The 12,607-nt window shown below is 69.5% G+C and carries 15 protein-coding genes; 9 read left to right on the forward strand and 6 right to left on the reverse strand.

Features of this window, described 5'->3' with window-relative positions; translation table 11 throughout:
* Positions 1–10 precede the first annotated feature (10 nt).
* Positions 11–466: a MarR family winged helix-turn-helix transcriptional regulator gene (locus tag AC1RVW_RS10800; protein WP_106935120.1), complete on the reverse strand. Its 456-nt coding sequence runs from the start codon at positions 464–466 to the stop codon at positions 11–13.
* Between the two features lie 75 nt (positions 467–541).
* Here AC1RVW_RS10800 and AC1RVW_RS10805 point away from each other — a divergent pair, with 75 nt between their 5' ends.
* From AC1RVW_RS10805 to AC1RVW_RS10835, 7 genes are all read left to right on the forward strand, one after another.
* Positions 542–1,090 (forward strand): PaaI family thioesterase, encoded by a 549-nt coding sequence (locus tag AC1RVW_RS10805; protein ID WP_106935121.1) that lies wholly within the window; start codon positions 542–544, stop codon positions 1,088–1,090.
* A 159-nt stretch (positions 1,091–1,249) separates the two neighbouring features.
* Entirely contained in the window at positions 1,250–2,314 is a 1,065-nt protein-coding gene (locus tag AC1RVW_RS10810) for a Fe(3+) ABC transporter substrate-binding protein (protein ID WP_493199796.1), read from the forward strand.
* A 40-nt stretch (positions 2,315–2,354) separates the two neighbouring features.
* A complete protein-coding gene (locus tag AC1RVW_RS10815; protein ID WP_493199798.1) occupies positions 2,355–4,034 on the forward strand; it encodes an ABC transporter permease in 1,680 nt (559 codons plus the stop codon).
* The gene (locus AC1RVW_RS10820; protein WP_493199800.1) at positions 4,031–4,717 is read left to right on the forward strand and encodes an ABC transporter ATP-binding protein; all 687 of its coding nucleotides are present in this window, start codon (positions 4,031–4,033) and stop codon (positions 4,715–4,717) included. Before AC1RVW_RS10815 ends, AC1RVW_RS10820 begins: the two co-directional genes overlap by 4 nt.
* A gap of 101 nt (positions 4,718–4,818) precedes the next feature.
* Positions 4,819–5,499 carry a glutathione S-transferase family protein gene (locus tag AC1RVW_RS10825; RefSeq protein ID WP_493199802.1) on the forward strand — a complete coding sequence of 227 codons (681 nt, stop codon included), beginning with the start codon at positions 4,819–4,821 and terminating at the stop codon, positions 5,497–5,499.
* Between the two features lie 61 nt (positions 5,500–5,560).
* Positions 5,561–5,974: a lactoylglutathione lyase gene (gene gloA, locus AC1RVW_RS10830; protein WP_081268016.1), complete on the forward strand. Its 414-nt coding sequence runs from the start codon at positions 5,561–5,563 to the stop codon at positions 5,972–5,974.
* Positions 5,975–5,993: 19 nt separating this feature from the next.
* Positions 5,994–6,551, forward strand: a complete 558-nt coding sequence (locus AC1RVW_RS10835) for a DUF1697 domain-containing protein (RefSeq protein WP_493199804.1) — start codon at positions 5,994–5,996, stop codon at positions 6,549–6,551.
* Here the strand turns inward: AC1RVW_RS10835 and AC1RVW_RS10840 are convergent, their stop codons facing one another.
* The 4 genes from AC1RVW_RS10840 to AC1RVW_RS10855 all read right to left on the reverse strand — a co-directional run bounded on the left by AC1RVW_RS10840 (position 6,552) and on the right by AC1RVW_RS10855 (position 10,662).
* Positions 6,552–7,280 (reverse strand): haloacid dehalogenase type II, encoded by a 729-nt coding sequence (locus AC1RVW_RS10840; RefSeq protein WP_493199806.1) that lies wholly within the window; start codon positions 7,278–7,280, stop codon positions 6,552–6,554.
* A gap of 2 nt (positions 7,281–7,282) precedes the next feature.
* The gene (gene eda / locus AC1RVW_RS10845) at positions 7,283–7,918 is read right to left on the reverse strand and encodes a bifunctional 4-hydroxy-2-oxoglutarate aldolase/2-dehydro-3-deoxy-phosphogluconate aldolase (protein ID WP_409195138.1); all 636 of its coding nucleotides are present in this window, start codon (positions 7,916–7,918) and stop codon (positions 7,283–7,285) included.
* 159 nt (positions 7,919–8,077) lie between these two features.
* Complete coding sequence (edd, locus tag AC1RVW_RS10850) at positions 8,078–9,907, reverse strand: phosphogluconate dehydratase (RefSeq protein ID WP_493199808.1); 1,830 nt, start codon at positions 9,905–9,907, stop codon at positions 8,078–8,080.
* A 197-nt stretch (positions 9,908–10,104) separates the two neighbouring features.
* Positions 10,105–10,662 carry an OmpA family protein gene (locus AC1RVW_RS10855; protein WP_493199810.1) on the reverse strand — a complete coding sequence of 186 codons (558 nt, stop codon included), beginning with the start codon at positions 10,660–10,662 and terminating at the stop codon, positions 10,105–10,107.
* A gap of 135 nt (positions 10,663–10,797) precedes the next feature.
* Here AC1RVW_RS10855 and AC1RVW_RS10860 point away from each other — a divergent pair, with 135 nt between their 5' ends.
* Entirely contained in the window at positions 10,798–11,502 is a 705-nt protein-coding gene (locus AC1RVW_RS10860; RefSeq protein WP_493199812.1) for a gamma-glutamylcyclotransferase, read from the forward strand.
* Entirely contained in the window at positions 11,499–12,035 is a 537-nt protein-coding gene (locus tag AC1RVW_RS10865; protein ID WP_493199814.1) for a superoxide dismutase family protein, read from the forward strand. The genes AC1RVW_RS10860 and AC1RVW_RS10865 overlap by 4 nt, the downstream gene beginning before the upstream one ends.
* Here AC1RVW_RS10865 and AC1RVW_RS10870 read toward each other — a convergent pair.
* Positions 12,025–12,603 (reverse strand): nucleotidyltransferase family protein, encoded by a 579-nt coding sequence (locus tag AC1RVW_RS10870; protein ID WP_493199816.1) that lies wholly within the window; start codon positions 12,601–12,603, stop codon positions 12,025–12,027. The two genes, AC1RVW_RS10865 and AC1RVW_RS10870, sit on opposite strands and share 11 nt — an antisense overlap.
* Positions 12,604–12,607 lie beyond the last annotated feature (4 nt).

Genomic DNA, 12,607 nt, shown 5'->3' on the forward strand with positions numbered 1-12,607 from the left:
GGTGGGGGAATCAGTCGTCGGCGTCGGGTGCGTCGTCGGCGCCCAGCAGTTCCATCGACTCGTCGATCAGCAGGTGCAGCGCCAGCACGCGCTCCACGCCCAGCAGCGCATTGAGCTTCTGCTGCGCGGTCTTCCAGTGGCCCAGCGCCTCGCGCCGCTTGGCTTCGCCCTCTGGCGTGACCTGCACCAGCCGGCTGCGCGCATCGGCACCGGCGGTCTGCGCCACGAACCCCGCGGCGATCAGCGGCTGCAGGTTGCGGCTGAGCGTGGAGGCGGTCATCTTGAGTTCGGCAGCCAGGTCGACCGGCCGGCAGGGGCCGATGCGGGCCAGGTTCGACAGCAGCGAGTACTGCGTGGTCTTGAGGCCGCTTTGCGAAACCTCGGCGTCGTAGTGCTGCGAGAGGCGGCGCGACAGCTGGCGCACCTTGAAGCTGGTGCAGCCGCGGGGCTTGGTGGGGGTGTCCATGGGATATTATTGTATGTGCAACTATTGCATATGCAATCAACACCGCTCCGCAAAGCCCCCAGAAGGAACACAGGCATGACACAGAACCCCAACCAGCTCGAAGGCTGGATCGCCGAAGAACGCCGCATCACCGAGCGCCTGGACGCCGGCCCCGGTCCCGGCCTCGCCCGCCCCGAGCAGATCGCGGGCAAGACCGGCCTCGAAGTGATGCAGGCCATGCTGGCCGGCGAGATTCCGTACGCGGCCATCGCCAAGACGCTGGACTTCACGATCGTGGAAGTGCGCGCCGGCGTGGCCATCTTCCAGGGCACGCCGCTGCCGCAGCACCTGAATCCGCTGGGCACCATCCACGGCGGCTGGGTCGCGACCATGCTCGACTCCGCCCTGGGCTGCTCGGTGCACACCATGATGCCGCCCGGGCGCGGCTACACGACCGCCGAGCTGGGCGTGAACTACGTGAAGGGCCTGACGCCCAAGGTGCAGCGCGTGCGCGCCGAAGGCAAGGTGATCCATTGCGGCAAGCAGTTGGCCACCGCCGAGGCCCGCCTGTACGGCCCCGACGGCACGCTGTATGCGCACGCCACCACCACCTGCCTGGTGTTCGAGATCCCGCCGGCGCGCTGACCCGACCCGCCCGGAAGCGGAGTAGGCCTTCGACCTGTAAGTCCAAAGGCGTCGGCCTTCGTACGCCCAGTGATAATTATTCTCATCGCCGCCGTTGCCGAAGCAACAGGCGCCGACGTTTCCAGAATATTTCACAGCCGCTTCCCGGAGGATTTCTTCATGTTCACCGAACGCAAAAGCGTCCGAGGCCGCGCCGCGCGCGCACTGTTCAGCGCCGGCGCCGCCTGGCTGGCCGTTGCCGCCCTGCCCGCGCAAGCCGCGACCGACGAACTCACGCTCTACACGACGCGCGAGCCGGCGCTGATCCAGCCGCTCATCTCGGCCTTCAGTGCGCAGAGCAACATCAAGGTCAACACCGTGTTCGTGAAGGACGGCCTGCTGGAACGCGTGAAGGCCGAAGGCGCGCGCTCGCCGGCCGACGTGCTGATGACGGTGGACATCGGCAACCTCATGGACCTGGTGGACGGCGGCGTGACGCAGCCTGTGAAGTCGGCCGCGCTCGAATCGGCCATTCCCGCCAACCTGCGCGGCGCGGACGGCCAGTGGTTCTCGCTCTCGATGCGCGCGCGCGTGCTGTACGCCGACAAGAGCCTGCCGATCAAGAGCTTCCGCTACGAAGACCTGGCCGACCCGAAGTACAAGGGCAAGGTCTGCATCCGCGCCGGCCAGCACCCGTACAACACCGCGCTGGTCGCCTCGCTGATCGCGCACGACGGCGAAGCCAAGGCCGAGCAGTGGCTGCGCGGCGTCAAGGCCAACCTGGCGCGCAAGGCCACCGGCGGCGACCGCGACGTGGCGCGCGACATCCTGGGCGGCATCTGCGACGTCGGCCTGGCCAACTCCTACTACGTCGGCCAGATGAAGAGCGCCAAGGAAGGCACCGACGCGCGCAAGTGGGGCGACGCCATCAAGGTCATCCGCCCGACCTTCGCCAACGCCGGGAGCGGCGGCACGCACGTCAACATCAGCGGCGCTGCCGTGGCCAGGAATGCGCCGCAGCGCGCCAACGCGGTCAAGCTGCTCGAGTTCCTGGTGTCGGAGCCGGCCCAGGCGCTCTACGCGCAGGCCAACTACGAATACCCGGTGCGCAAGGGCGTGGCGCTCGACCCGATCATCGGCCAGACCATCGGCGAGCTGAAGGTCGATCCGCTGCCGCTGACCGAGATCGCCAAGCACCGCAAGCAGGCCAGCGCGCTGGTCGACAAGGTCGGCTTCGACCAGTGACTTCGACGGAGCCGGGCAATCCTTGCCGGCAATTGACTGAATGAGCTTCCTGCGGCGCCGGCCGCCGGGCCTGCACGCCGCGGGCCCGGCCTGGCGCTGCGCGTCTTTCCTGATCGCCATCGGCGTGCTGGCCCCGGTGGTCTCGCTCGCGTGGATCGCGTTCGGCTCGGGCGTCGGGCATTGGGGGCCGCTGCTCGCGCACGTGCTGCCGCAGGCGGCGCTCAACACGGCCTTGCTGCTGGCCGGCGTCGGCACGCTGGTGCTGCTGATCGGCACCGGCTGCGCATGGCTGGTCACGGCGCACGACTTTCCCGGGCGCGGTGTGCTGCACTGGGCGCTGCTGCTGCCGCTGGCGATGCCGACCTACATCGTCGCCTTCGCCTACCTCGACCTGCTGCATCCCATCGGCCCGGTGCAGGGCGCCATTCGATGGATACTGGGCTTCGACAGCCCGCGCCAGTTCCGCCTGCCGGACCTGCGCTCGATGCCCGGCGCTATCTTCGTGCTGGGCTTCGTGCTGTACCCCTACGTCTACATGACGGCGCGCGCGATGTTCATGACGCAGCCGGCCCACCTGATGGAAGCCGCGCGCATGCTCGGCGAGAACCGGCGCGGCGCATTCTTCCGCGTGGCGCTGCCGCTCGCACGGCCGGCGCTGGCCGTGGGCCTGAGCCTGGCACTGCTCGAGACGCTCAACGACATCGGCGCCTCGGAGTTCCTCGGCGTCAACACGCTCACCGTGGCGGTCTACACCACGTGGATCACGCGCTCCGACCTCGCAGGCGCCGCGCAGATCGCATGCGCCATGCTGTTCATGGTGGTGGCGCTGGTCTGGCTCGAACGCAACGGCCGGCGGCACCAGCGCTTCGGCTCTGCGCAGCGCATGCGCGCCGTGCAGCCACGCCGTCTGCGCGGGGCCGCGGCATGGGCTGCGACCGCCGCCGCCGCGCTGCCGGTGCTGATCGGCTTCGTGGCCCCGGCGCTGTACCTCGTCTGGGAAAGCGCCAAGCGGTTGCGCCAGGGCGGCGGTATCTCGCAGGGGCTGCTCGCGAGCCTGGGCAACACGCTGGCGCTGGCGGCGGGCGTCACCGTGACGGCCGTGGCCGCGGGGCTGGTGGTCGCATGGACCGCGCGCACGCAGGGCTCCGGCATCAACCGTGCGCGCTGGCAGGCGCGCGTCGCCACGCTGGGCTATGCGGTGCCGGGAACGGTGCTCGCCATCGGGCTGCTGACGCCCGCGCTGACCCTCGACGCGGCGCTGGCCACCGCCTTCGGCTGGCAGGGCCTGCCGCTGATGGCCGCTGGCGTGGTGCTGGTGGTGGCCTGCACGATCCGTTTCCTGGCGATGCCGGTGGGCGGCATCGAGGCGGGTCTTTCGCGTATTCCTCCGGCCATCGAGCAGGCCTCGCGGCTGCTCGGCGAAACCACGGGTGGCACGCTGCGCCGCGTGCACCTGCCGCTGCTGCGCCCCGCGCTCGCGGCCGGCGCGCTGCTGGTGTTCGTCGATGCGATGAAGGAATTGCCCGCCACGCTGCTGCTGCGGCCCGCCAATTTCGACACCCTCGCCACCTGGCTCTACGCCGAGGCCGCGCGCGGCACCTACGAGGAAGGCGCGATTGCCGCGCTCGGCATCGTGCTGGCCGGCCTTCTGCCGGTGGTGCTGCTGGCGCGCAACCAACTGGGTACGCCCGCTGCCACTTTCAGTCCGGATGCCCCATGAGTTCTTCGCTGCACCTCGATTCGCTCAGCCTCGCCTACGACACGCCGCGCGGCCCGCACACGGTGGTCGACGGCTTCTCGCTCGCGCTGGACGCGGGCGAAATCGCCTGCCTGTTCGGCCCCTCGGGCTGCGGCAAGACCACGGTGCTGCGCGCGATTGCGGGCTTCGAGCCGGTGCGCGCCGGCACCATCCGGCTGGGCAGCGTGCTGCTGTCGTCCAGCCAGGTTCATCTGCCGCCGGAGCAGCGCCGCGTGGGCATGATGTTCCAGGAGTACGCGCTGTTCCCGCACCTGTCGGCCGCGAAGAACGTGGCCTTCGGGTTGCGCCGCATGCCTCGCGCCGCGCAACATGAGCGCGTGGCCGAAATGCTTGCGCTGGTCGGCCTGGCAGACGCGGCGGAGCGCTATCCGCACGAGCTTTCCGGCGGCCAGCAGCAACGCATCGCGCTGGCCCGCGCGCTCGCGCCCTCGCCCGCCCTGCTGCTGCTCGACGAACCTTTCTCCAACCTCGACGGCGGCACGCGCGAACGCCTGACGGCACAGGTGCGCGGCATCCTGAAACAGGCGGGCCAGACGGCGATCCTGGTCACGCACAACGAGGCCGAGGCGCAGGCCATGGCCGACCGCATCGGCGTGATGCACGGCGGGCGCATCACGCACTGGCAAGGCACCGCGGTGGCTTAGCACAAGGGCGTCTTTTCTCGAATGGGCTTTTCGGGAAAAGGTTGCTCGGCCCCGCAAGAATCGCGGCGAGCCGAAACACCTCTTCGAGAACGGAAAGCCCCATGTCCCCGACACTCACACTCGTCAGCCACCTGCTGTGCCCGTATGTCCAGCGCGCCGCCATCGCGCTGCATGAAAAAGGCGTGCCCTTCGAGCGCGTCGTGATCGACCTCGCGAACAAGCCCCGGTGGTTTCTCGACATCTCGCCGCTGGGCAAGGTGCCGCTGCTGAAGGTGCGCCGGCCCGACGGCTCCGAGGCCGTGCTGTTCGAGAGCAACGTGATCTGCGAGTACCTCGAAGAAACGCAGCCCGGCGCGCGCCTGCACCCCGAAGACCCGCTCGCGCGTGCCGAACACCGCGCTTGGATGGAGTTCGGATCGGCCATCCTCGCCGACCTCTGGGGCTACGAGACCACTCAGGACGCCGCCGTGTTCGAGCAGAAGCGCCTTGCACTAGCAGCGAAGTTCGAACGCTTGGAAGCCACGCTCGGCGACGGCCCCTATTTCGCGGGCAGCAGTTTCAGCCTGGTCGACGCGGTGTTCGCGCCGGTTTTCCGCTACTTCGAGGTGTTCGACACGATCAGCGACTCGCGCGTGTTCGACGGCAAGCCCAGGCTCAACGCATGGCGGCAGGCACTCGCGGCCCGCCCCAGCGTGCGCGATGCGGTGGTGCCCGAGTACCCGCAGCACCTCATGGCCTTCCTGCGCAAGCACCAGGCCCACCTGCTGACCCTGGCGGCTTGATCGCCGCGCGCGGAGGCCGACAATAGCGGCCTCCCCCTTCATGACTACAAGGCACCACGAGATGCGACTTCTTCACACCATGCTGCGCGTCGGCAACCTCCAGCGCTCCATCGACTTCTACACCAAGGTGCTCGGCATGAACCTGCTGCGCACGTCGGAAAACCCCGAATACAAATACAGCCTCGCCTTCATCGGCTACGGCAAGGGCAACCCCGACCAGGCAGAGATCGAGCTGACCTACAACTGGGGCACCGAGAGCTACGAACTCGGCACCGCCTACGGCCACATCGCGCTCGGCGTGCCCGACGCCTACGCGGCCTGCGAAAAAATCAAGGCGGCGGGCGGCAACGTCACGCGCGAAGCCGGCCCCGTCAAGGGCGGCACCACCGTCATCGCCTTCGTGACGGACCCCGACGGCTACAAGATCGAGCTGATCCAGCGCGACGAAGGCGCCGCCGGCGGCGGCCTGCGCTGAACGCGGGCGTAGCTGCGCCATGCCAGGCACGAAGAAGGCCACAGGCACGACTCGCCATGTCGCGCTGCTGCGCGGCGTGAACGTCAACGGCATCACGATCAAGAGCGCCGAACTGAAGGCGCTGTTCGTCGAACTGGGCTTCGGCGCGGTGCGCACCGTGCTCGCCAGCGGCAATGTGCTGTTCGACACCGACGAAAGCGACGGCGACGCATTGCGCACCCGCATCGAGCAGGCCCTGCGCAAGCGCTTCGGCTACGACGCATGGATCGTGCTGCTCACGCAGAAGACCATGGCAGCCATGGCCGCGGACTACCCCTTCGAACGCATCGACGACGAGCGGCATCCGTACCTGGTGTTCGGCTCCGACGCCGCCATGCTCGACGAGATCGTCGAGAAGGCCGGCACCGTCGATGCCAAGGTCGAGCGCCTGAAGCGCGGCAAGGGCGTGCTGTACTGGGAATGCCCGCGCGGCGAAAGCACCGACACGCCGGTCGCCAAGCTGCTGGCGAAGACCCGCTACAAGTCGAGCACCACCGCGCGCAACCTGCGCACGGTCGAGAAGCTGCTCGCGGACTGATCAGCAGCCCAGCAGGTCGGCCAGCTCGTTGATGTCGCGCGCATGCAGATGGTTGTCCGGCTGCGGCGACACGTCCTTCGGCCTGGCGCGGCCGAACTCATGCGGGCGCTCGATGTACGCCGTCTTCAGGCCGCAGGTGCGCGCGGCGGCCAGGTCGTCGTGGTGCGCCGCGGCCAGCATCACCTGGCCGGGCGTGGCGTCGAACACGCCCGCCACGCCCAGGTAGGTGCGCGGGTCGGGCTTGTAGGCCTTGAACACCTCGGCCGACAGCACGCAGTCCCAGGGCAGCCCGGCGCGCTTGGCCATTTCGGTGAGCAGGCCGATGTTGCCGTTCGACAGGGTGCAGATGGTGAATTTCTTCTTCAGGCGCGTGAGTCCGGCCACCGCGTCGTGCCAGGCCGGCAGCCGGTGCCACGCGCGGCTCAGTTCGCGCTTGGCGGCGGTGTCGAGGCGCTCGGCCAGGCTGAAGTCGTGCAGCACCTGTTCGAGCATGCTCAGGTGCAGCTCGTCGAGCAGGGTGAAGCCGCCCTCGCCCGCGGCGATGCGCTCCATCACGGCCTTCATCGCGGGCTGGTAGCCCGCGCGCCACGCCAGCGCGAACGCGGCGCCATCGACACCCGGCAGCGCGCTCTCGGCCTCGACCACAATGCCGCTGTGCCAGTCGACCACCGTGCCGAAGACGTCGAACGCGATGACCTTGAGGTCGCTCGCGTCGAACCCGGCGCGCATGGTCAGCGCGGCAGCTGGCTCGCGGCGCGTGCCAGCTGCTCGATGCGGGCCCAGTCGCCGTCGCGGATGGCGTCGGTCGGCACGATCCACGAACCGCCCACGCAGGCCACGTTCGACAGCGCGAGGAACTCCGCCGCGTTGCCCGCGTGGATGCCGCCCGTTGGGCAGAAGGTGACGTCGCCGAACGGGCCTTGCCAGGCCTTCAGCATCGGCAGGCCGCCCGCCTGCAGCGCGGGGAAGAACTTCAGCTGGGTGTAGCCGTCTTCCTGCGCGGTCATGATCTCGCTGCCGGTGGCCACGCCAGGCAGGAGCGGCAGGCCGAGGTCGTGGCAGGCCTTGCCGACGGAGCGCGTGTAGCCCGGGCTCACGCCGAACTTTGCCCCGGCCAGCGCCGACGCCTGTGCATCGGCCGCGCTGCGGATGGTGCCCGCGCCGGCCACGGCCTCGGGCACTTCCTTGGCGATGGCCTCGATGCACTGCAGCGCCTGCGGCGTGCGCAGCGTGACCTCGAGCATGCGGATGCCGCCGGCCACCAGGGCGCGCGCGAGCGGAATCGCGTCTTTCACGTCGTTCAGCACGATGACCGGGATGACGGGTGCGTCACGCATCACGTCGAGAGGGGTGAGTTTGTCTGTCATCTCATGGCTCCATAGATTTCGTACAGCCCGCAGCCTGGAACTGCGCAGGGCTCGATTCCAGAAACACCGCGGAACCGGCTTTGCCGGGCCGCTGGTGTTGCCCCCGGTAGGGGGAAGGCGAAGCGACACGAAGTGCGCGCAGCCTGGGGGCGAGCCTGATCACAGCCATGAGCAGGCTCCTTCTTCTGCAGTCAATGCGTTTCTGCGCATGCCGGCGAACAGTTCGCGGCCGAGGCCGCGTCCGTCGGCGAGGCGCTGTGCTTCGGGCAGCGTCGCGATTTCGCGCGCGGCCCATTCGTCTTCGGGCAGCAACACGGCGAGCGTACCCGCCAGCGAGTCCAGCCGGATCACGTCGCCGTCGCGCACCTTGGCGAGCGGGCCGCCGGCGGCCGCTTCGGGTGACACGTGGATGGCGGCGGGAATCTTGCCCGACGCGCCGCTCATGCGGCCGTCGGTGACCAGCGCCACGCGGAATCCCTTGCCCTGCAGCACCGACAGCGGCGGCGTGAGCTTGTGAAGCTCGGGCATGCCGTTGGCCTGCGGGCCCTGCCAGCGCACCACGCAGACCACGTCGCGCTCAAGCTCGCCGGCGGTGAAGGCCTTGTGCAGCGCCGCCTGCGAGTCGAACACCCGCGCGGGTGCTTCGATGACATGGCGGTCGTCCGGCACCGACGACACCTTGATGACGCTGCGGCCCAGGTTGCCGCTCAGCAGCTTCAGGCCGCCGGTGGCGCTGAAAGGGCTGCTCACCGGCCGCGCGACGGCGTCGTTCTTCGAAGGTGCGGCGGAGGTCCAGCGCAGCTGTTCGCCGTCAAGCTCGGGGACGTTGGCGAATTCGCGGATGCCGCCGGCGCGCACGGTGAGCACGTCGCCGTGCATCAGGCCGGCGTCCACCAGTTCGCCGATCACAAAGCCGGGGCCGCCGGCCGCCTGGAATTCGTTCACGTCGGCGCTGCCGTTTGGGTACACGCGGGTCAGCAGCGGAATGATGTCGGAGAGCCTGGAGAAGTCGTCCCAGTCGATCACGATGCCGGCCGCGCGCGCCACGGCCACCCAGTGGATCAGGTGGTTGGTGGAGCCGCCCGTGGCCAGCAGCGCGACCATGGCGTTGACGATGCAGCGCTCGTCGACCATCTCGCCGATGGGCGGGCACTGGTAGGCAGCCTCGCCTGCCTTGCCGAGCACCGTGCGCACCGCCTCGCGCGTGAGCGTTTCGCGCATCGCGTCGCCGGGCTGGATGAAGGCCGTGCCGGGCACGTGCAGGCCCATGGCCTCGAGCAGCATCTGGTTGCTGTTGGCGGTGCCGTAGAAGGTGCAGGTGCCCTGCGTGTGATAGGCCGCCATTTCGGCGTCGAGCAGCCCCTGGCGGCCGACGAGCCCCTGCGCCGCCTGCTCACGCACCTTCGACTTGGCGCCGTTCGACAGGCCCGAGGGCATGGGACCGGCGGGCACGAACACGGTCGGCAGGTGGCCGAAGTGCAAGGCGCCGATCAGGAGGCCCGGCACGATCTTGTCGCACACGCCGAGCATCAGCGCGGCGTCGAACATGTCGTGCGTGAGCGCGATGGCGGTGCCCATGGCGATCACGTCGCGGCTGAACAGGCTAAGCTCCATGCCGGGCGTGCCCTGCGTGACGCCGTCGCACATGGCCGGCACGCCGCCGGCCACCTGGGCGGTGGCGCCGAGGCGGCGGGCCTCCTGCTTGATGATGTCGGGGTAGCCCTGGTACGGCGCGTGAGCCGAGAGCATGTCGTTGTAGGCGGTGACGATGCCGATGTTGGGTGCGCGCTCGGCCACCACGCGGAATTTGTCGTTGGCCGGAATGCCGGCCACGGCGTGCGCCACGTTGGCGCAGCCCATGCGGTCGGAGCCGCGGTCTCGGTTGCGGATCTCGGCCAGCTGGGCGAGGTAGGCGCTGCGCGGCCCATGGCTGCGCTCGCGGATGCGATCGGTGACGTCGCGGACGGTGGGGTGTGTGCTGCTGCTCATGGGGATAGTGGCTCTTGCTGCGTGTCGCCGGGGCGACTGTGGGCCTGGAGGCCCATGGTACCAAGCCGGGCGCCGCGGGCTGATGAAATCAGGACGCCGGGCGATACGAATTTACTCAGTCATGCCCCACGAGGCGGCGCGCATGAAAAAAGCCCGGCGGACCGGGCTATTTTTGGCTTGCGAGGGTGGCAAGGCGGTCAGTCGACCAGCTTGACCTCGACGCGGCGCGCTTCCGCGTTGTTGCCGGTACCGGCGGTGACTTCGGGCTTGTGCAGGTCGACCTTGGCGGCCGGAACGCCCAGGCCCACGAGCACGTCGCGCACCATTTCGGCCCGCTTCCTGGCGAGCTGTTCGTTGATGGCAGCGTCGCCGGTGGTGTCGTGGAAGCCGGAGATCACCGCCTTGCGGCCGCTTTCCACGCCCTTGATGACCGCGGCCAGCGCCTCGGCGGCGCCGGGCGCCAGATCGGCGCTGCCGGTTGCGAAGTAGAAGTTCACCACACCGTTGACCACGCGAATGCTGGCGCCGTCGGGGATCGTGACCGTCACCGTCTCGGTCACTTCGGCCAGCTTGGGCTCCGCGCCGGGCGCAGGCGCCGAGATCACCACCGCCGGCGGCTTGGCGGCGGCCAGCGCGGCGGCCGGGTTGTGCGACTTGTGCCAGAGCACGATGCCGATCACGAAGAAGATCACGAGAGCGATCAACGCCATCAGGAAGCCGAGGATGAAATTTTGCTGGCTGTCGTCGTCGCTCATTGCGGGTCTTGCTCCGTAGGAAAGGGGACGGTAAATAATGGTGCGGTGAACCATGATCACGAAATTGTAGGCTCCGCCCGCGGCACGCCCGTGTCGGACCCGGCGCCAAATCCCGGTCCGCCGGGACTCGACCCCATGCCCAAGCCCCTGCGCGACCCGCAACCGATGCTCGAACGCGCCATCGCCGACTGGGGCGGGCATGAGGATCTGTGGCTGTTCGGCTACGGCTCGCTGATCTGGCGGCCCGAGTTCGACTTCATCGAGCGGCGCCCGGCCTGGGTGCGCGGCTGGCACCGGGCGCTGAAGATGTGGAGCCGGGTCAACCGCGGCAGCGTGCAGGTGCCCGGCCTCGTGTTCGGCCTGCTCTCGGGCGGCAGCGTGCGGGGCATGGTGTTCCGGGTGCCGAAGGCCGAAGGGCTCGAGACCCTGCGACGGCTCTGGCTGCGCGAAATGCCGACCGGCGTGTACGACCCCAAGTGGCTGCGCTGCGGCACGGCCGAAGGCCCGGTGCGGGCGCTGGCGTTCACGCTGTCGCGGCGCAGCCCCAACTTCACGGGCGAACTCAGCGACGACCACTACCGCCACATCTTCGCCAACGCGGTGGGGCGCTACGGCAGTTCGCTCGACTATGCCCGGCAGACGCTGGCGGAACTGCGCCGCCACGCCATCCACGACGCGGCGCTGGCCCGGCTGGTGGCGCTGGCCGCGGCACAAGAGCAGCAAGAGCAGCAAGAGCAGTCCGCCGCCGATTGCGGCGCGCCGCAGGCTCCGGTATATGTTCCGGGGTCTGCAGACAAACCATCCCACCCCTCTTCCGGACCGTCCAAGGAAAACACATGAACCATCGTCGTCTCTCCGCCATTGCCGCCGCCCTGGCCGCCAGCGCCGTACTCGCAGCCTGCGGCAGCATGGGCGGCAAGCCCAGCACGGTCGTGGAGCTGGTGCCGACCGGCGCGATCACGCCCAACCCGACCCGCGGCACGGTGACCTTCACCGCGCTGGACCACGGCGTGCGCGTGTCGGGCGAGGTGCGCGGCCTGGCGCCGGGCAGCGAGCACGGCTTCCACATCCACGAAAAGGGCGACTGCGGCAACAACGGCGATGCCTCCGGCGGCCACTTCAACCCCACAGGCGCCACGCACGGCAAGTTCGCCGCGCCGGGCAGCCATGCCGGCGAACTGCCGAGCCTGGTGGCCGACGCCGGCGGCGTGGCGCGCTTCAGCGTGGAAGACCACTCGATCTCGCTGACCGACGGCACCCCCAACAACGTGATCGGCCGCGCGCTCGTCGTTCACCGCGACCGCGACGACTTCACGACCCAGCCTTCGGGCAATTCCGGTCCGCGCATCGCCTGCGCAGTGATCACGCGCTGAGCCTGCCCGGCCCGGCGAGCCAGAGCGCCTCGGCGTGCGCCAGGGCCTCTGGCGTGTCGATGTCGGTCACCACGCCGATGTCGTCCACCGGCAGGTCGAGCACCGAATCCGCCGCGCGCATCGCGCGCAGAACGGACGATGCGCCAAGGGGCCCTTCCAGCGCCGCGAGCTGCGCATGGCAGGCGGCCCCGAAGCCGACCGGGTGGCCGCGCTCTCCGCGATATTGCGGCTGCACCGCCCCCACGCCGGTGCCCAGCGCGGCCGCCACCGCTTGCAGTGTTTCAGCCCGCACCAGCGGCAGGTCGCCCGGCAGGATCAGCCAGCCGGCGGCATCGGGCGTGGCCCGCACCGCCGCCGCGATCGAATCGCCCATGCCGGGGTGCCCGGCATCTTCCAGGTGCCACGGCAGTCCGCTGGCACGCACCGCGTCCAGCGTGCGGGCCAGCACCGGCTTGCCGGCCAGCGGCGCCTGAAGCTTGGAGCCCGTGCCGCCGGCCGCGATGAAGCGTTCGCCGCGGCCCGAGGCCAGCACGATCACCACCGGGGAATTCACCTTGTTGGTCGTCATGGGC

The organism is Variovorax sp. MPBD4-3, from assembly GCF_058809745.1.